The sequence below is a fragment of the Pantoea sp. RG18 genome, assembly GCF_025910075.1.
Lineage (GTDB): Bacteria > Pseudomonadota > Gammaproteobacteria > Enterobacterales > Enterobacteriaceae > Pantoea > Pantoea agglomerans.
This window is the reverse complement of the sequence record NZ_JAPCIL010000009.1, coordinates 127,194-145,859: the sequence shown is the minus strand read 5'-3', so window position 1 is coordinate 145,859 and position 18,666 is coordinate 127,194. Positions and strand designations below refer to the sequence as shown.

Sequence of the window (18,666 nt, the reverse complement as noted above, 5' to 3'; positions counted from 1 at the left end):
TGCGTGTTGTTAGCCCTGTGGGCATAAAGGACTGACGCAACGAAATGTACATAGAAAAATTTCTGACTGAATACGATGACTCGCTAACAGGTGAATTGAATGTTGATCCACTTGGGCAATTAGTCATCTGGTCGTCCTGGGGACAGGACATCTTTCATAGCCGCATTACTTCTATCGCAAATGATGTGCGGCAATACACGCTGAATCTGATACATCACAGCGTACTGCGCCAGCTGCTGGCAGATGACAAGCAGCAAACTGCTGGCGCGATGAAAAGCCTCTATCATAAAAAGCAGGCGCGCGAGTTCAGCGCAGCCTGTCTGATCCATCTTGAAAATATATATATCTACTCCATGCTGGCGGCTGAAAAAAGGGGCGTCACGCTCACCGGTGTGCAGGGTATCAATAAAGCCCGGCCAAGATGGAATGCCGCAGACAAAAATCCTCCGTTACATTTTGGTCATGAGAAGGGCAGTGAGCTGCTGACCAATCAGATTGCGCTTGGCACCAATGGGCGCTACAAATCGCCAATGATGAATATGCAGTTTTTCACTACTGATTACCGCTACGATCTGCCGGGTAATAAGCCTGTGTGGCAGGCTGCAGAGGCATTTATCCAGCATGTGCCAGAGCTGAATAAATTACGTGCAGCGGCTCTGACCCACTTGCAGTCACTAATGCAGGTATCACATAAGCGCGATCTCAGCCCGGTTTACGAAGACATTCCTGCCAGCCTTAAAAAGGCTTATGTGACGGCATTCCGCGACCCCAAAATGGTGGGTGATTACTCCCGTGAATTCTGGCTGCAAAGAACAGGTTTGGATAAACACGCGGCTGGGGCGATTTATCTGGTACTTGAGCAGGAACGTGAACGTTCGGACGAACCGGAGCTCACAGTCGCTGAGGTTTTCAAACGAGCCGTACAACAGGCTAAAAGCGTGCCTGAAATGAATGAAAACGATCTCATGGCGTTACAGAATATCTGCCAGGCTGAGCCGTTTTTGTCGTTGATCGATCTGATGTTTTCTGGTCTACGCCGACAGGGTAGTCAAACACTGGCAGAGTTCCGTCAATTCTGGCAGTCGCGCGGTCTCACGGAACTACATCTGCCTCAAATGGCGGCTCAGCTTCAACAAAATGGTGCACTACTTTCCTCCCTTTCCGGAACTCCCGCTAGACGTTTTCAGCAGTTATTAACGCTGGCCAGCGAGACATTGCTGGAAGAACAGGTACGGGGTCTGCTGGCCTATCATCACAAGCTAATGGAAGCTCGAGGGCAAATTCCGTGGCTAATGCTGGAAGGCGACGAGATTGTGTTGCAAGTGCCGCCGTATTCGCTTCGTGAAGAACGCCGGAATAGCGACTGGGTAAACCGTTACTATTTGCCACAGTTAAGGCACATGCTGAATGGCTTATGGGGAAGCGCGGCATGAAACTGCTAGAAACTTTTAAAAAGCAGATTGCTGAAATGGGCGATCTAAAGCGCGTTTGGCTTACCACCTTTAATCTGGATATCTCTTTTGTTGAGACTTGGGTGCTACCTGCTGTACTGGGAATGGATGTGCCTGCGAGTCGTATGGACTATGAAGGCCTGCAACGAGCGCTGAACGAGAGCGGCATTGATTTCCGCATTTATTGCGATCCGCACATGATGGCGAAAGATAAGCCGAAAAGAACCTCGATAGCGGTGTATCCGGTTTCGGTGCGTAGGCTGGCTCAAGGCGAAGACTCTTATCTGGACAAGGATCGCGGTCTGTTTCACCCGAAAGTGTTTTATCTCGAAGATCACAACAGAAAGATTATTGTGGGTGCGGGCAGTGCCAACCTTACGCTGATTGGATGGGGGCGAAATCAGGAAGCAGTAGTTTTTCGTTGCGTTGCCAGTAATACCCAGTACCAACAGGTAAAACAGTTTTTTACCTCTATCGACAACAGTTTGAATAAAGAAGCGTTCTTCCCCATACGCCGTAAGTTTCTTGGCGATGATCATGACTGGTCATTTATTCACAGTCTGGCTGGCGCCACGCTGCTGGATACCCTGAAACAGGGTGTTGAGTTGAAAACGCTGAGCGTCTGGTCACCTTATCTTGCTGCGGATCTGGCAGGTTTTATTGGCAGGTTAGGGCCGGAATTACACGTAGAATTAGTTCCTGACTTGGTCGAAGGAAGCTATATACGCACTCGCTGGAGTGAAAGTATTCAGGAGCTAATAACAAGTAAAGCGCTGACCCTTCACGACTCGCCTGCTCCCAAAGACGATCGTGCGTTGATGACCCATGCCAAGCTCTGGCTGGCGAAAAGCAGCAAAAGCACGCAACTGGCAGTGGGTTCCTGGAATTTCACTTCTCCCGGTTGCAGCAGCCTCATGGAGAAAAACTGGAATGTAGAAGCGGGAATTGTGCATCCGGTCTCTCGTAACATCACGATTTGCGGCAAAGAATGGGATGATGTTAATGAGGAGGATTTCGCCAGTGAAGCACTGTTGAAGGAAGAGGTGCTGGAGCTGGGCGAACTCCCTCCTTTCGATCTCACCGTTATTTTTGACTGGACCCGCTGCGAATATCAGATTGTCGGGCAATGGTTCAGTGGCAAGCCAGAGTCGGGTTACCACTTGATACTGCCGGGTATCAATGGGTCGAATGAACTGGTATGGAAAGCTAATGGTAAAGTTCTGAAGTCACCACAGCAATTGGCAGTATTGAAGAGCGATGCCGTGTTGGATAACCCTTTTTATACCCTGCGTAGAGCAGGAAAAACAGACTGGCAGGGTATGATCGTCGAAACTGGTACTGAACACCGGCGCGCGCTGAGCTTTACATCGCTCGATGATCTGCTTAACAGTTATCTGAGTTCTGCAGATCCCGGTTTGAGCGATCGCCTTATGCTGCGGGGCGTTGGGGCGCAAGACGAAGTGCAAAGTGAGGTAGAGGCAGAAATCGTTAGGTTAGAAGTCACCAGCTATTTCCGCCTGTTTCAGGCCATCCAACAACGTCGCAACTGGCTGGTAGAGGTGGAAGATGGCACCCTGCTTTATCGTCGTCTGTTCAGCGAACCTGGCTGTCTGCAGGAACTGGCAGAAATAGCCAGAGAGCGGGTGAAGCAACCAACCCATCCGGTATTTAACTGGTTCCTGGCGCAGGAAGTTAATAGTCTGGCAGCTCTGGCAATAAAGCGTGTTAAAAGTATCCGACGCAAACGGGGGGCTGAAGCCATATTTGTCGCAGCGCACTTGTGGGAGTCTCTACAGGTTGCCATTCCACCTCTAACTAGCGATGCCGCTAGCCTGCGTTATCTCGCTGCCATCAGGGAAGACTGTAGTTATGGCGAATAAGTTAAAACAGATCATTACCCCGGTTGAGGTTTCAGCCGTGATGAATTTCGATGCGACTGATATGCACTGGCAGTATCAATCCGGTGCGTCCAGCATGGCGGCGAAGCAGGCTGAGGGTGTGGCTGGATTGTGGAATTTGCTGAGTAAACAACGACTGGCGCTTCTCGCCGATGAAGTCGGCATGGGCAAGACCTATCAGGCGATGGGTATAATGCTGCTGTTATGGGAGGCAAAACCCGATGCGCGCATTCTGGTGATGGCACCTAACAGGACGCTCTGCGACAACTGGGAAAAGGAATTCGGCACCTTCACCCAGAAGCACTACCGGGCAGCGAATAATGCGTTTACCTCAGCAGAGGGGAAGGAAAAATATGCTCCGCAAATTCAAGGCAGGCTGGCAGATCTGGCGGCAGCTGTGGAGAAAAAGGCACACCATTTCTACCTCACTACCATCCACTCATTAAGCGGCCTGGTGCCCCAGTCTGAAAAAGAAGATGCTCTGAACGCTGCAGAAGCCTATGGCGCGTCGTATCGTCAGCAGATTAAGCAAGCTCTGGGAAAAGGAGGCTTTGACTTAATTATCATTGATGAGGCGCACTACTTTCGTAACCGAAGCGGCTCACAGCGCGCTGCTGCCGCTCAGGCCTTCTTTGGTGATGCGCAGGATCGGCTGGGTAGCAACGTACTACTGTTGACGGGAACCCCCAATCACTCATCACCGCGAAATATTTATGACATTTTTAGCTACTTCAGTGACTTGCCAAAGCGGTACGCAGTGGATGATGTCAGCGCTCTGATGAATGATTTTGCCATCCGTCGCCTGCGCAAAATGCAGGGCAGGGAGGGCAGTCACAGCAAATATGAATATCGTCATGAGCGCGCCAGCGTTTCCAACTTTACTGACCGGCTGGATGCAGAGCTGTTCTTTGCTCTTTATCAGAAACAACTGGTTGTCCAGCTGGATAAAGAGAAAAAGTCGGGTGGCGGCAGACGTATGCTCTATGGCTATCTTGAAGGGTTTGAATCAACGGGTAGCACAGCCAGTGAGCGGGACAATGGTGGCGATGAAGAAGAACATATCCATAACGACTTCAACCAAGCCCCGGATTCTTCTCTGCTCAACAGGCTTACCCGGCAGTTTAACGATATCTATCACCGCTTTCCAGATCACCCGAAATACGATGCGCTGGTGGATGCCTGCGTTACCAGCGATCCATTCGAGCAGTTGCAGCCGCTACACAGCAGAAAGCATCTGGTCTTTGTGCGCCGCATTCCGTCGGTGCGCGAAATTACCCAGCGCATCAACGCCCGTTATGACGAAATGATGGCTAAGCGGTTGATGGATGTCTGGCATCTACCCGCTGATGCACGGGAAAAATGGCGAGAATCGGGTTGGTCGCGGGAAATCTTCGTTGATCTTTTATCGGGAAAATCCAGCGGGGAGCCGGATCTGGAAGAGCATATGCAGGAAGAGAGCGCGGCAGATGAACCCGAAGCAGATAATGAGCTGAAGCTTTCCAGTAAAATAGCTGAGTTGTTTGTAACGAAGAAAACCGGCCTGCGTCGCACTGACTGTGCCAACGTCAGTTTGCGTTTCCGCCGCCCGGAAAGTCTTTTCTCTCTGTTTCTGGAACCCGCACTGGACGGCACAACTGGCACCTATCGTTATCATTACCGAAAAGAGTCTGGTGAACGTCAGCGTGACAGCTATGGTGATGCCGCGCGCGATGCCCGGTGGTCGCAAACCCCATTAGCGGCGGGGATTGAATATACCAAGGCATTACCTACCGCCTGGGGACTGATGTTCAATGAGCTCCCGCAACCGGCAAAAGAGCAACTGATAAAGTGGCTCGACCAGCCTAACGGCATGGCAATCATTGAAAACTTTGCCAACTATCTGCGCACTGGTTACCTATTTGCCAGCCCGGTGATGATTGAGCTCTATTGCTGGTTTACTGAGTTCAGGCGTAAACCTCAAAAGAACGAAGTTCAGCAGCGCTATGAACATTTTGTTGAGTGGGTGACTCCCAAACTGAAGAGATCGCTGATGCAGCGTTACTTTGTGGCTGCCATCGAAACTTTCGAAACACTATGCGTGAAAATTGTTGGCCAAAAGCTGGATAGTAATCAGTACAGCTGGCGCGAGTTTACCAGCCTGAACAGCCCTGGCTGGTACGCTAGCGGGCAATCCCACAACCGTGAACGCTTGATTCGCGGATTTAACTCGCCCTTCTTCCCGAATGTCTTGGTAGCGACTTCTGTATTGCAGGAAGGTGTGAACCTCCATCTTCAATGTCATCAGGTGCACCATTACGGCATTGCCTGGACGCCTGGTGATAATGAACAGCGGAATGGGCGAGTTGACCGCCTCTTTGGCCGTATCAATACCATGCTCAAGGTCCAGGGAGAAGCCGAGATGATAATAAATTATCCTTACCTTGAAGGTTCATTTGACCAGGATCAGTTGGCATCATTTATTCGCCATAAACATAGTGTTGAAGAGAAGCTTGACAGTTGTGAACCCCAGGATTTCGATAGTGCAATTGATCTCCAGGAGGACACTCAGGATTGGCAACGATGGCTACGACAGCCTTGTAAGGAAAAGGATAAAGAAGATCCTTATCCAGCAAGGTTTGATCAGCAGTGATCTACTCTTGGTGATTCCCACACATACGATAATCACCCTCGTATATCAACGGATTATCAAAGAAGGGGACCAGTGTGTAGTGGCTGGAGCCACTACACACTGGCCCAGACGCTATATTGTCTTAAAAATTTGTCCCTATATTATTTCGGTCATGCAGCAGCAGAAATCGGCGCTGCAGTCTCCAGTTGATCAACTATCTCGCTAATTTGCGCATGGCCATAGGTTAGAATCGGCCTTTGCTTAACCACACTGACTACCAGCGGCTTGATCAACATATTGGCTGTTGCACGGCCTTGCTCTTTAGCAGCGAAGATGATCTCCAGCGTTTTTGGGTCGAGCACTGCTGCCAGATTCGCATTAAGATTTTCTAGCTCATGCTCTGTAAGAATGAAGCTTGTCGCAAGCCATGTTACTTGCTCCTGAATGAGCGTCAGCACCTTAACCCGATCGTCTTCAACCAGAGCACCCGCAATTTTTTTGGAAATAGCTGTAGCAATCATCCCACCTAGTAAGCCGCCTGCTGCGCGCCCAGCTAAAGCGCCAAACGGACCTAATGGGCTAAGCATTACTCCGCCAGCAATGGAACCGATAGCTCCTCCTGCCACGCCGGAAGAGGTTACAGCCAGATTTTTTATAAACTGAGCTCCAGAAATATGACCACGTATCATCTTGATCATATCCGGGCCAGTGGTCACGGCGACCAACGCAAAAGAGGTTATAAGAGTACCACGCATCATTTTATTCAGAGAATTCAGGTTATTGGCACCGACTCCCTGCTGAAGCGCATTCCTTACAGTTGGGCTGGCTGCCGCGAAATCAATATTTTTAAGCAACCCCTGAACGGCGCCAATGCGGTGTAACTGCTGAACCGTCACATAAACTGTCAGCGTACGGGCAAAGGTTTTCCCTGCCTGAATCGCAGCTATTTGTAGCGCGGCCTTACGATCACCGGTATTGAGATAGAAAATAGAAGCCGTCAGGCCAAAGCTGAGCCCGCCTGCAGCAAGGCTGACAATAGACCCTTCTGCAAGATCGTAAGTAATGGATTCGAATGTGCCAAACTTAGTAATATTCTGGGCTTGGGTATAGGTAAGATGGCCCTGACGCACTAGTTTTGTCGCTTCAGCAGGGTCGTTAACCCCTGGCACTTTTCCATCGCGAATTTTGTTTTGCATAGTCTCCAGTGCTTTTGCGTACTGGTCTTTTGGCACTTCAAGCTGCATCGGTGCGCCGTTACTATCATAATAACGATAGTGACCATTTTGCCCGTCAAAGCCCGCACCTACGTTGCGCGCTGCAGTTGCACAATACTTTGTTTGGATCTCAGTTCCATTAACCAGCCTGTCGGCTCCGTTTTTTGCATTATTGTCACCGAGAATATGTGCGTCTTTCAGCTGAACTTTGTCGACCAGATGGTTTCCTCGTTCAGCTGCAAAACCATGCCCCTGTCCACCCGTAGCAAACATTTTTTCATTTGTATTCCAGGCTTCTGGCAACGTAATGAGGATCAGGCCATTCGTCGCTGCGCTGGAAATAAATTCAGCTTGTGGTCTCTCATGGATTTCTAGACACAGTTTTTCTGTTTCCCGGCAGACATCAGAGCAATACCATTCATGGTTTACATGCTCAGTACCATTGACACTTTTAATGTCACTCAAACCGCATGTCGTGCAGGTACAAAGTTCATCTATATAGTGGAATGAGACAAATTTGCGTCCATCTGAAAACGAATAATAACTTCCACAATCGAGATAACGATTCAGGAGGTCATCGTTAGCAGCAGATGGTAAATTCAATCGATTGGCGAAAAGTCTTTTCAGCTCATCGGAAGAATGGGTTAGCTTGCTGTTTAATCGTTCATTGAATTCAGCCATTTTTGTTTCATACCAGGCATCATTCAACAACCAGTTTTCGCCCGCCAATTCTTGTTCACGCGTATCGCCCTGCAAAATATATTGCGAGACCAGCTTCAGATAAATACTTTCGATTAATTCTGCTGAGAGGTTACTTCCTTGTTTTAGCTCTGCCAGCCATCCTCGGCTATTGATTGCTTTTTTTTCCTTCAATCCTTCGTTGATAGTAATCGTTAATTTTTTAATTTCCTGAATCTGGTTTGTCGCATAGAACTGCGTCAGTAAGGCCGATATCCAGTAAAGCAAACCAGCCCACCACATCAGCGAAAAGGAGATATCGTATTGCCATGCGATAAATGGAGTTGCAGCAGAACAGGCCATCAAAAAATAAGACGTATAAAAACAACAGTAATACTCTTTAATTTTTCCGGCAATGTCGGCTGATGTGAGCCCATTTCTCAGAATCGCTTTGGTTTGCACGGGCAGCGCTAGCATGCCTCCAGCAAATGCAGCAGTTAAAATGAACTTCATTGAGTCAAAGGTATGGGCTTCATAGGCGATATGCTTGCCGTCAAGCCCCCACATAAAGCTAATGATCATGCCAGAAATGACAAAAGAAACACCCAACAACCAGCGTAGGCGAAGCGTAAAGGTTATGCGCTCCACCATATAACCTGCTAATAACGGTGGGCCTGCAACGATCAGTGCTACGAGGCCTAATATCACACCCAGAATATTGAGGGATGCCCGAAATAACGCCTTAAGAATTACAAACCCTATAACCAGAAGAATTAATGCACCAATTATCTGTAGCATTATTATTTTTATCCTTGTTTTAACTGTTTCATCCTGGCATCACGCCATCATAAAGATGTCCAAATCATCCGCATTTTTAATGATTTTGTTTTTCTCTACTCCATAGGCCTGAGCAAGTGTAATGCTCACTTCGAGTAATTTACGGTTATTTTCAACATTGAAAGCTGCTGCTGTCAGTTCACCTAATGCCGTGAATTCGGACAAGATTCGCTTGAGCGCCTGCTGCTCTATATCATTCAGCAGAAGAGTAAAATGGTCCATTCTGGCTTGCAGTGCCTTACGGGCTTTACTGTCCAGATTTTTGGCGACGGTGACCATGAACTTCCCAGAGAGAGAGCCAATAACAGCCCCCAGCACAGGAACAGGGATTAACGCCTGTCCTGCAATGGCCATTGCACCGACAATGGCGGACTCGGCACAAACAATGAGCCCGAGCTCGGTAAACTCATCAAGATCTATTTCACCCTTCTGGTAAGATAGGGCAAGGCTTCCAACCCCTTTGGCGGCAGTGACCAGTGCGCTGGCGAATGGTGCTCCCATCGAGGCATAGTTGGTAAGGGTATAAATCGCTCCAGCGGATACACCTCCAATGGCAGCACCTTTTAGCGTATCCAGCCCCACGTCCTGCCAGTCTTGTGTATCGAACTCACCACAAAATATATTTTTACCGTCACGATACTTGCGGTATATCCCCGTTCCGAGAGCAAAAGCCCCCCCGAAAGCTCCCCCCATCGCTGTCGCCCGCATGGCTTCGTTCAGCGAAGGCTGGTGATCCTCGATAATTTCAGCTTTTTTAGTCTCGTTCTGCTTACCTAATTCCTGATCATGCTTATCAAGTGTTTCGTCGATTTTCCCCCATTGAACGTCTTTGTAATCGGAAACACCTGGGCGCACGACATCGGCAAATGGTCGCCCCGTCGCGCTTTCAATATCGGCAACTTTATCCTTAATAGCCTGTAATGTTTTTTCGCTCAATCCCTCTACCGGCTTCCCGTCAATGACGTCCTGGATGGTCTGCCAGGTATCTTTCGGGATATGGTAAAATGGCTCACCCTTTGTGAAGTCAGGATAGGTTTCCATGTGCTTCAGGACATGCGTTAGATTGTTATTAATGCCATTTATAAATTTTGACTGTACTTCAGTACCATCAATCTTGTAGTCCGCAGGGGCGGTGCGACCCACCCCGTTAAATGTTGCACCTAAAGCCGACTCATCAACCAATCCCTCATCGATCGCCTGGCGTGCATTGCGCACGCCCACCTCAAGTTGTTCAGCAATCTCACCGTGCTTGGTACTCATCGAACCCAGAATGTTATTCGGTGACGCAATAAAATCACGCACCTTCTGCATCTGTTCGCCCGCAAAAGTAAAGGCGCTATCCTGCTGCGCCAACTTAAACAATTCATCCTTGATGCGGGCCTGATTGAGGGCATCAACTGCACTGCCGATAACTTGGTCGCCACCCGCATCATGACTATTTAAACTATTCATTACTGGATTTTCTTGTTGATCAGTTTTGACAACGCATTGATATGGTTAATCAACGCCCCTAGCTGATCTTTCTGATGCGCATTGAACTGGCTATAGTCTCGCGGTGCGGTCTTTTCCAGTGCATCGACGATGCTTTCAGTGCCATGATAATGCTCTGACGTTAACACCTTTAGTTCCTGAGCTCCGCGTTCCATCACTCTCAATTCGCTGGTTTTGGCGCGAACCTGGCGATCTTCGCGCTGAGCTTCGTCAATGATTTTTCCATTCTTACGACGAGCCAGTAAGGTTCCTCCCGCAATACCTACGGCACCAATTCCCCAACCGACTGGACCCGCTAACGCCAGCAATGCGCCTCCGGCGGACATGCCTCCGCCGCCAGCTGCCAGTGCACCACCACCAAGCCATGCCAGTGCAGCATTCGTTGCCGCAGCGCCGCTTAAAGTTGCAATTGCGGTACCCGTTGAGGCCGTACCAAAAGTCGTTGCAATGGCTAAGGCTGCCGTGGGGGCAAATGCTGCGACTCCCGCTCCGACTGCAACCCCTGCGGCAGCGGTCCCTTTTCCAACGTGTGATGTTCGGTATTCTTCTTCCAGTTTTTCGACGACGTTATCGAATTCAGCAATTTCCGCTTTCAGTTCGCTCCAGGATTTATCAAATTCTTTGGGTTTATTCGCCAGTCGGTTTACAAAGCTTTCACCACGAGTAATCAAATTTTTACTGCACTTTTGGCGCAGCAAAAAGAGCGCAGTGATCTCCTCCTGAGTATCTTTTGCCTGTGCTTCATATTGGTTAGTTGCTCTGGTGAGACTGGCTAATGCTTCTTTTCTTTCTGAACCGCGTAGCATGATTTACTCCTGTTGCATGTCGTCAAAAATAGCCATGCCGTATTTTGTTTCCATTTCAGCCATCTGTTGATTGAGCTTCTGCTGAAAACGATGTTGCAGGCTAATAGGGGAAATAATAATGAGATTGGATAACCAGTATCGTAATAGAGGGAAGAGCTGGTTTTCGTGCGCCATTTCGGTTTGCACAATCAAATCACCGTTTGATTCTTGTCGTATTAATTTCTGCGCAGATAATAAGTTGCGCCGCTGAAAGTAGTAGCTAACCTCGGCTGCGATTTTGACGTGTACCGTCTGCTTATTCAGAGAAAACCAGACATCATCTTCTTCAGCAAAGTACTGGGTTATGTGCCGCTCTGGCGTGAAATGTACGGGAGTAAGATTCAGCCAGCGAATTTTAATGAGCTGATAACCCTTCACATTTCCTCTATCCACAGCACCGAGATACCAGACACCTTTTATGTTAATGAGCTTATAAGGGGCAACGGTACGGAGTTTGTCTTTATAGTGAAATTCGCAAATGTTGTTTTCGCGAATCGCTTTATCAAAAAGACTAAAGTTATTCTCAAGTACTCGTTGAGCCTTAGGATCGCTCGGTAAAGCACGGATACTTAACGACGCTAAATCAGGCTGGGAAAAGAGTTTTTTTGCGGGAAATAACGTTTCCATACCTAAAATACGGACGAGATTTTGCAGTTCTTTTAGTGATTGAGGTTTGGCATAAGCAGGCGCCAGCCTGTAAATACCCTCTCCATTATGGATAATACGATCGCCCAAGCGGTTAAGATCCCGATACAAGGTGCGTTCGCTTATTTTGAATTCGTTCATCAACTTTTGGCGAGACACAAAACCGTATTGATAAAGTTCTGAGATAATGACGGTTATTCTCTGTACCATGACTTCATGCCCGCTCATAAGTCTTCCCTTGATAGCTTTTCCCTGATGGTAATCTTACTTACTGACAGGTTATGTCAGTAAGCGACAGAAAAATGGAGAGCCTCCTCTTTCTATATCGGCACAAAAACAGTTTTTCTTAAAAATTTCATGTATCAATGTTGCACCCGATACAACCCGGTAAGCATGAGACTAATTGCTCTCTGCGGATAATCCATCATAATTGACAAATTGTCCTTTAAAATTAAGGACCTGATTGGATGGTGTGTAGTCCACATCGGAGAGCGACTCATCGCAACGGGCAATCGACGGGTCGCTAATTTTCATCCATTCTGAAAATGTTTCCAGAAAACGTAAGCCGCTGTGTTGTACCGGGATGATAACTCTTTCTATTTGATTTCTGTCGACGGTGAAAAATGGCACGACGTAATTCTCGCGGGTTTATCTCCGTGCGTTAAGTAAGCACTTGCCGTGTCTTTGTTGATGTATGACAGTCCGTGATCCGAAAAATACATCATGGACCAGTCGCCGCCGTGATGCTCTGCCATGTCATGGATCTGTCCCAGCAGCTTGTCAGTCATAGCGATGGATTTGATATAGCATGATATTTCTTTGGCACCCGCATCGATATCATACTGATCTCGTGTTCTCACACAGGCCTGCGGATGTGACCCCGTCAGGTGCAGTACGATGAATTTTTTCCATCGCCCTGTTTCAGTGCGGTTTTGAGTTGCGGCAACAACTGATCATCCGGGGAATACGTCCTGTCAACAGAGCTGGCTGATTTAGTAAAATAAGGATGGTCTGCACTTTCTCCTATTAATGCCACGGGTGAGTCAAAATGACCTTTCCTGCCCGGATTTGAAATCCACCAGGTTTCAAATCCGGCACGTGGCGAAATCTCACGCCATTAAATATAGTGAGTTATGTCGGACTATAGAGGCAGTAGTGCAGGGGGAAGGCTGACGATCCTGGTGGTGGTGTTTACAAGAAGCGCCTGAACCAGAATCGCGATCGCGCCATTATCCTGGCGAAAGGTGGGGAGCACTGGTTTTACACGTTCCTTTAAGCCAAACAGAATATGGCAAATATTGATAATCGCGAGCTGGCCGGATTTCGCAAGTTAGCAAAGCACTATGCTGCTCTAAGCGATGAAAAGATCACGGCACTGATTAAGAGTAACGAACTGGTGGAGATTTGCCATGACTGCAAAAAGTAAATTTAAGAGTCCTGCATTTGAGGCCATCCACAGCGCGGCTTCTGAATTATTAAGCGTCGATGCTATCCCGCAGGAAACGATGCGCAACTTTGATAAAGCGTGCCTCAACAATGTGGATGAGCTGCAACCCATCGAGATTAAAGCGTTGCGTGAGAAGCTGAACGTCAGCCAGCCCGTTTTTGCCAGCTATCTGAACACCAGTGTGTCAACGGTGCAGAAATGGGAAAGTGGGGTAAAGCGTCCAGGTGGATTATCGCTGAAATTGCTTAAAGTGGTGCAGAAGCATGGGTTGAAGGTATTGGTTTGAATTGATTGAACTGGCTTATTTCCGCGCTGATTATTTCAGGAAAATAAGCCCAATATCGACCTGACTGGCTGACAGCAGCGCCGCCGCGTTGCTGGAAAAATTAAATCCAAACGTGCAGTCAGTACAGTTAAAAAAGTCACGCGTAAAAAATATTAATTCTTATTTTTCTGCGCACCTTTCTGGTGCGGTTATTATTATTTACTGCGAGATAAATCTTACGCTTTATATTCAAATGGTTTTATAAATGGCGTATTTTCCGCTGTTTTTAGCTGGACTTTTCTTCTCTTTCCTGATGATATATACAGGTATTTAGCGCGGCGCGGATGTGCGCCAACACACCCGCGCCGCTAATCACAATCACTATTTAGAAGGAATAGTAATCATGACTGACGCCCATTCTATTGCACAACTGTCTGAACCAGAAGTCTCTCCTGCAAATAACCGGCAATTAACGGTTAGCTATGCAAGCCGCTATCCGGATTACAGCCGGATACCCGCCATCACCATGAAAGGACAATGGCTGGAAGCTGCCGGTTTTGCCACGGGCACAGCAGTAGATGTAAAGGTAATGGAAGGTTGTATCGTGCTCACCGCCCGGCAGGAGAGCGAATTGATGCAGGCTCTGCGCCAGGTATGCAAGTTGTCGGCGCGGAAACAAAAGCAGGTGCAGGAGTTTATTCAGGTTATTGCCGGTAAACAGAAAGTCGTCTGAATGGAAAGCCGCTCCCGACATCGCATCGGGAGCGGTTAAATATCAGGACGCGTAATGTAGAACGATGGAATTTCAGACTACATCCTCGCGAGCCTCTTTAACCTACGGAACGCTTAACATCAAAAACGTCGGCCGGTTACTCGCTGCTGGCGGTATCTGTAACGATAATAGTGAGGGGTTTCGTATAACGGCTGAACAGTTTGGTGGCGATGTCTTCAGCAACTGATTAGTGTCAGGCGGGGAAACCACCGGTTAACCTGTATCACAGATTAGATAACAGTTGTTTTAGTCAATGCAACAGGAAAGCTTGCCCCTTAAAATTATAAAGGGCAATAATTAAACTATAGTTAATTGATGTTTTTCGTATTTTAATATAATTATCGTTTGAGCGCTTATTGCACTCTGTACCCGGTACCTGAAATATCAGATAATCGCGGGTGGGTTTTCCCTGGTGTTGACTTGGTCTTTGACCTCCTGACCTCTAAGCATGGTGAGTGCCCGGTGGTCAGGTACTTTTTTAAGTATAGGGTCTGCGCAGGTGTAATAAAAGCTGTCTTAAAAGACAGGGGGTAATGGTTCCCATGTGTGATTATCAGGAATGAATGAATGAATTCTGCTATTGAGTTTTTTTTGCGTGATTACGATGAATTTCCGCCAGAATTAGCAACCGAACTCTACCGGCTCAGAAGAAAAACATTTCGTGAGAGGCTCGACTGGAAAGTCGAATGCATTAACGGCATGGAAAAGGATCAATTTGACAACGAAAATACGACTTACCTGCTGGGCATGCATAACGGGAAGTTGCTATGTGGTGCACGGTTTATAGATTCAACGCAGCCGACGATGATGAGCGAAATTTTTCATGAATATTTCGAGGGTATAAGTGGTCTCCCCACAGATATCCCCTGTTGTGAGATTAGCCGGCTGTTTTTAGATAAAGATAGACGTGACTCTGCAGGCCTTCATGGCTTGCCCGCCAGTAAAGTGTTATTCCTTGCAATGATTTTTTATTGCATGAAGAGAAACTATCGGGGGATGTACGCTGTGGCAAGTCGCGGCATGTATGCAATATTTCGCCATGCAAACTGGAAAATAGAAGTTATTCAAAAAGGCCTTTCTGAAAAAGGGGAAGTTATCTACTACATTTTCATGCCTGCCAGCATGAGCATCGTGGAAGATATTATCACCAGGGACAAAGCCAGTGGCTGGCTTCGTGAGATGTCCCGGCATTTACGCCATCTTTAACCAGTAACGCTGGCTCAGTTGTCCAGCAGCCGGAGCTCCGTTCCAAGTTTTACCGCATGTGTGGCGTTATTCACTCCGAGCTTTTTCATGACGTTGCCCATATGAAATTTTACGGTGCGTTCCGCAATAGATAAAATGACCGCAACTTCGGCGTATGTTTTCCCGGCGCCGACCCACTTAAGTATTTGCCGCTCACGCGGTGACAAAAAAACGTTTTTTTTCTGATGGTGTTGACTGTATAAGTTAAGCGTCTTCTGATGCAATTTAATAAGAAAGCTAACTATTTTTGAACGATTTTTTTCCATGTCAATACCAGAATCTTTCTGACTGATAATGGATAGCACAGCCAGGTTGTTCAGGTAGTCATGCAGAGGGAATGTCTGCCCCTGGAAAATATTATATTGAAAACTTTCATTGAAAATTCGCGTGAGATTGTAGCCGCCTGACAGAATGACATTGTTTTCCCAAAAAAAATCTTCAACACAACGTAAACTCTGAATGATTACAGGATCAATAAATTGATATTTTCTTTCAAGGTATATATCGAACCACTCAGGGTTGTTATTAATAATACGCATCTGTGAAGGGTCTTTCTTGTTCATAATGGCGTAGGCATAGATAATACCCTTGTAATCCTCAAAGAACGCATTCAGTTCACTCTGGATTAACAAATTGATTCTTGTATCGTTGTAGTATGTATCCTTCACGTCAGTATCTACCTCCGGGATGAGTGGATAAACCAGTATAATCCGCTTCGTTAGCTGTTGCTAATCGTATTTTAATCCAGTTAAAGGACAGTGCAAACGACATCTGCCAGAAATATCCTGAATATTTTTGCTTTACAAAACGGATGGAAAGAGCAGTTTACAAGATTACAGATGAATTATCGGGATTCACAAAAATCTGCGGGGGCAGCAGGAACATTAGAATAATGATTCGCGATTTTAAGTTATTGCTGACTGGAGTGAACCGACATCAGCATTTTTCATAACAAAACTCATGCTGGCAGGCGTAATTAAACAGACACCGAGTCAGTATCTGACTGCAGATGGTTTTTAAATCCTGATGCTCATGCTCCCCTTCGGCTACCCAGCGTTACCGGGTCGTCAGTTCTGCTGCGCTAACCCCTGTGGGTTTCGGACATAAGGCCTGATGGCAAACGTTCAGGTCAACCCTGCAGCCGGCTTAACGCCTGCGCTTTCACTGGCCATATAGATGATGACAAGCGAGTGTTAATCAGCATGAGGCACATCAGGTCGTGTAAGTAGGCCAGTAATCTGATTACTCTCCTGAACAGCAAGCCTCTATTTTAGCTCACTATTGGTTACTACTGGTTTATGGGATTGATAAGTGGTTTTTCTATCAGAGGCCAGGGCGCATGGGGATGTACAGGGGCAATGATATGTTGCAGGATGTCCCCACGCTTTCTCAGAAAATCGTAACAGGGAAGGGGCGTTAATCATGAAAAACAAGATGATGCTGGGTGTCGTATTTCTTTTAACGGGATGCCCTGGGCCTGGCGACCGAATGGTGGAGCGCGAATCTACAACGGCATTTATCAAAGACAAGCAAGTTTGTGTGGTGTCGCCACTGGAGCCACAAGAAAGGATTACTGCCATTCAAATCAACAGTGATAAAAGCAACTCTCTTCACAAAATTTTTGATGACAAACCTGTTTATGTTCCAAAAGGTGAGTGCCTTCCTGTATTCGGGTTTAAGTTCACAACTGGAGAGCGTTACTATTTCGCCTATGATGTTCAATCTGATAAATCAGCGTCGCATTTAGTCACGGCTGATTTTTCTTATTCCAAAGAATAAGGAGGCAGAACATTCACTCAGTTGCCCTAACCACCCTGCAACACCAGCGCTATACTAACCAACCCGAAGCTGGTTACCACTGGCTCCGTGCTAAACTGGATAAACGCTCCCCCAATATGAACCCTTGTTGATGAGGTTGTACCTGCATTGAGTCGCCTGACCGGACGCCATCCGCTGAACGGGAAATTATTGTGGCGATGCCGTTCTCTGCCGCTGGTCATCGTGCTGCTGCTGACAGGATGCGCCCGCTCTGACGCGCTGTGGACGGTCACGCATGACTTCTGCATGAATAACTATCACTACCGTCGGGATCCGTCTCCCTGCCAGCAAATCTATCTGCCGCAGGACAGCACACAGGGCTACAGCATCATCCAGAATCCTCGCCACAGGCTGCACTTTATTCTGGTGCCTACGGTGGCGATGTCCGGCATTGAGAGCATTGCGCTGTCGCGCCCCGGACGTCCCGACTATTTCGGCTACGCCTGGTTAATGCGCTATCGTCTGATGTCGGCCTATGGTGCTGAAGTGCCTGAGGATCGGCTCGGCATGGCGCTGAATTCCGCTTATGGCCGCAGCCAGAATCAACTGCATATTCATCTGACCTGCCTGCGGGAGGATGTCTATCGCCAGCTTCAGGCCGAGCGCCCCTATATTAATAATGACTGGCGACCCTTGCCCGACCGTTTGCTGAATCACACCTACTATGCCCGTCGCGTTATGCAGCCGACGGCGATGGGGATCTATCCTGTTGCCTCCGTGGCACGCCATTTCCGGCTGTCGCCGTCGCAGCTGGCAGAGTCTGGTGTGGCGCTCATTCCGGCGACGTTTTCGGGAGAGAAAGGGTTTATCCTGCTAACTACCCGGCGCGGCTGGGATAAGGGCAATCGGGCGTCCGTTGAGTCGCTACTCGATAAACGCTGCGCAATTCTTTCAACACCGCCAGCTGACGTTTCAGTCGCGAAGTAACTAAACCTTATCACCCTTAATCCTCCACCGACCCAGCCACTCTGCTGTAATCAAACGCTCTGCCAGCAAGAACCCGGCTGACGAGGACGATCGCCCGTGCATCGGTTTCGTAAACATTGAATTAGGTTCGTGTCCGCCCTGTTTCAGTTCCTGCTCCAATGCCACGAAAAATGCCTTCTTCATGTCGCTGAAGATATTGATTTTACCGACACCATAACGAATTGATTCCGCCACCTCGCTGTCTTTGTTGCCCGAACCGCCATGCAGTACACGTGGAATATTAATTAATAGTAAGCTTGTTACAAGCTTGTGATTTATACATGGTTGTTGAGCTATAACATCTCTGTTACTCTCAGGTTAAATAACAAGCCATAAACGCATATTAATTACATCTGTTAAGTGACTTATTGCTAACATAATCATCCTATTTATTAAAGTCAGACTTTTTCCAGGAAAAATTATTGCTCATATTCTTTTCACCAGCGTAGGATAAGCGCACAAAGGATTATAGATGCAAGGATTATC

Annotated in this window: 14 protein-coding genes and 3 pseudogenes; 10 read left to right on the top strand and 7 right to left on the bottom strand. The window is 47.6% G+C overall.

The genetic code is table 11. From position 1 onward, the window contains the following. The first annotated feature begins 44 nt into the window (after nucleotides 1-44). Genes OK409_RS11830 through OK409_RS11820 form a run of 3 tightly spaced genes read left to right on the top strand, consistent with a single transcriptional unit; the run spans nucleotide 45 to nucleotide 5,978 of the window. Nucleotides 45-1,433, top strand: coding sequence for a hypothetical protein (locus OK409_RS11830; protein ID WP_264367094.1), 1,389 nt, complete (start codon nucleotides 45-47; stop codon nucleotides 1,431-1,433). Next, entirely contained in the window at nucleotides 1,430-3,331 is a 1,902-nt protein-coding gene (locus tag OK409_RS11825) for a hypothetical protein (RefSeq protein WP_264367093.1), read from the top strand. Before OK409_RS11830 ends, OK409_RS11825 begins: the two co-directional genes overlap by 4 nt. Beyond that, nucleotides 3,321-5,978 (top strand): DEAD/DEAH box helicase, encoded by a 2,658-nt coding sequence (locus tag OK409_RS11820; RefSeq protein WP_264367092.1) that lies wholly within the window; start codon nucleotides 3,321-3,323, stop codon nucleotides 5,976-5,978. The genes OK409_RS11825 and OK409_RS11820 overlap by 11 nt, the downstream gene beginning before the upstream one ends. A 149-nt stretch (nucleotides 5,979-6,127) precedes the next feature. Here the strand turns inward: OK409_RS11820 and OK409_RS11815 are convergent, their stop codons facing one another. The 5 genes from OK409_RS11815 to OK409_RS22540 all read right to left on the bottom strand — a co-directional run bounded on the left by OK409_RS11815 (nucleotide 6,128) and on the right by OK409_RS22540 (nucleotide 12,566). Then, nucleotides 6,128-8,647, bottom strand: a complete 2,520-nt coding sequence (locus OK409_RS11815) for a hypothetical protein (protein WP_264367091.1) — start codon at nucleotides 8,645-8,647, stop codon at nucleotides 6,128-6,130. Nucleotides 8,648-8,686: 39 nt separating this feature from the next. Next, nucleotides 8,687-10,138 carry a hypothetical protein gene (locus OK409_RS11810; RefSeq protein ID WP_264367090.1) on the bottom strand — a complete coding sequence of 484 codons (1,452 nt, stop codon included), beginning with the start codon at nucleotides 10,136-10,138 and terminating at the stop codon, nucleotides 8,687-8,689. Continuing rightward, the gene (locus OK409_RS11805; protein WP_050946000.1) at nucleotides 10,138-10,983 is read right to left on the bottom strand and encodes a hypothetical protein; all 846 of its coding nucleotides are present in this window, start codon (nucleotides 10,981-10,983) and stop codon (nucleotides 10,138-10,140) included. Before OK409_RS11805 ends, OK409_RS11810 begins: the two co-directional genes overlap by 1 nt. A 3-nt stretch (nucleotides 10,984-10,986) precedes the next feature. Then, nucleotides 10,987-11,895, bottom strand: a complete 909-nt coding sequence (locus tag OK409_RS11800) for a helix-turn-helix transcriptional regulator (protein WP_264367089.1) — start codon at nucleotides 11,893-11,895, stop codon at nucleotides 10,987-10,989. 368 nt (nucleotides 11,896-12,263) lie between these two features. Continuing rightward, entirely contained in the window at nucleotides 12,264-12,566 is a 303-nt protein-coding gene (locus OK409_RS22540) for a sulfatase-like hydrolase/transferase (RefSeq protein WP_413629588.1), read from the bottom strand. A 169-nt stretch (nucleotides 12,567-12,735) separates the two neighbouring features. Here OK409_RS22540 and OK409_RS11795 point away from each other — a divergent pair. From OK409_RS11795 to OK409_RS11775, 5 genes and pseudogenes are all read left to right on the top strand, one after another. Then, nucleotides 12,736-13,093 (top strand): annotated as a pseudogene (locus OK409_RS11795) (type II toxin-antitoxin system RelE/ParE family toxin). Beyond that, nucleotides 13,077-13,400 (top strand): helix-turn-helix domain-containing protein, encoded by a 324-nt coding sequence (locus OK409_RS11790; protein WP_264367088.1) that lies wholly within the window; start codon nucleotides 13,077-13,079, stop codon nucleotides 13,398-13,400. Before OK409_RS11795 ends, OK409_RS11790 begins: the two are co-directional and overlap by 17 nt. A gap of 382 nt (nucleotides 13,401-13,782) precedes the next feature. Further along, nucleotides 13,783-14,112 carry an endoribonuclease SymE gene (symE, locus tag OK409_RS11785; protein ID WP_264367087.1) on the top strand — a complete coding sequence of 110 codons (330 nt, stop codon included), beginning with the start codon at nucleotides 13,783-13,785 and terminating at the stop codon, nucleotides 14,110-14,112. Between the two features lie 103 nt (nucleotides 14,113-14,215). After that, nucleotides 14,216-14,323: pseudogene (locus OK409_RS11780) on the top strand (hypothetical protein); the annotation flags it as partial. A gap of 395 nt (nucleotides 14,324-14,718) precedes the next feature. Next, nucleotides 14,719-15,357, top strand: coding sequence for an acyl-homoserine-lactone synthase (locus OK409_RS11775; protein WP_052271148.1), 639 nt, complete (start codon nucleotides 14,719-14,721; stop codon nucleotides 15,355-15,357). Nucleotides 15,358-15,371: 14 nt separating this feature from the next. Here the strand turns inward: OK409_RS11775 and OK409_RS11770 are convergent, their stop codons facing one another. Continuing rightward, nucleotides 15,372-16,064, bottom strand: a complete 693-nt coding sequence (locus OK409_RS11770; RefSeq protein WP_264367085.1) for a helix-turn-helix transcriptional regulator — start codon at nucleotides 16,062-16,064, stop codon at nucleotides 15,372-15,374. 754 nt (nucleotides 16,065-16,818) lie between these two features. Here OK409_RS11770 and OK409_RS11765 point away from each other — a divergent pair. Together OK409_RS11765 and OK409_RS11760 are read left to right on the top strand one after the other, a co-directional pair. After that, nucleotides 16,819-17,175: a putative T6SS immunity periplasmic lipoprotein gene (locus tag OK409_RS11765; protein WP_264367084.1), complete on the top strand. Its 357-nt coding sequence runs from the start codon at nucleotides 16,819-16,821 to the stop codon at nucleotides 17,173-17,175. Between the two features lie 189 nt (nucleotides 17,176-17,364). After that, nucleotides 17,365-18,141: a CDP-diacylglycerol diphosphatase gene (locus tag OK409_RS11760; protein WP_413629586.1), complete on the top strand. Its 777-nt coding sequence runs from the start codon at nucleotides 17,365-17,367 to the stop codon at nucleotides 18,139-18,141. Here the strand turns inward: OK409_RS11760 and OK409_RS11755 are convergent. Further along, nucleotides 18,142-18,426, bottom strand: a pseudogene (locus OK409_RS11755) (class II fructose-bisphosphate aldolase); the annotation flags it as partial. Between the last annotated feature and the right edge of the window lie 240 nt (nucleotides 18,427-18,666).

What these genes read in the sequence shown, in the direction of transcription:
- symE (WP_264367087.1), top strand. Translation starts at nt 13,783, where the DNA reads ATGACTGACGCCCATTCTATTGCACAACTGTCTGAACCAGAAGTCTCT.
- OK409_RS11765 (WP_264367084.1), top strand. Translation starts at nt 16,819, where the DNA reads ATGAAAAACAAGATGATGCTGGGTGTCGTATTTCTTTTAACGGGATGC.
- OK409_RS11830 (WP_264367094.1), top strand. Translation starts at nt 45, where the DNA reads ATGTACATAGAAAAATTTCTGACTGAATACGATGACTCGCTAACAGGT.
- OK409_RS11820 (WP_264367092.1), top strand. Translation starts at nt 3,321, where the DNA reads ATGGCGAATAAGTTAAAACAGATCATTACCCCGGTTGAGGTTTCAGCC.
- OK409_RS11775 (WP_052271148.1), top strand. Translation starts at nt 14,719, where the DNA reads ATGAATTCTGCTATTGAGTTTTTTTTGCGTGATTACGATGAATTTCCG.
- OK409_RS11810 (WP_264367090.1), bottom strand. Translation starts at nt 10,138, where the DNA reads ATGAATAGTTTAAATAGTCATGATGCGGGTGGCGACCAAGTTATCGGC.
- OK409_RS11800 (WP_264367089.1), bottom strand. Translation starts at nt 11,895, where the DNA reads ATGAGCGGGCATGAAGTCATGGTACAGAGAATAACCGTCATTATCTCA.
- OK409_RS11825 (WP_264367093.1), top strand. Translation starts at nt 1,430, where the DNA reads ATGAAACTGCTAGAAACTTTTAAAAAGCAGATTGCTGAAATGGGCGAT.
- OK409_RS11790 (WP_264367088.1), top strand. Translation starts at nt 13,077, where the DNA reads ATGACTGCAAAAAGTAAATTTAAGAGTCCTGCATTTGAGGCCATCCAC.
- OK409_RS11805 (WP_050946000.1), bottom strand. Translation starts at nt 10,983, where the DNA reads ATGCTACGCGGTTCAGAAAGAAAAGAAGCATTAGCCAGTCTCACCAGA.
- OK409_RS11815 (WP_264367091.1), bottom strand. Translation starts at nt 8,647, where the DNA reads ATGCTACAGATAATTGGTGCATTAATTCTTCTGGTTATAGGGTTTGTA.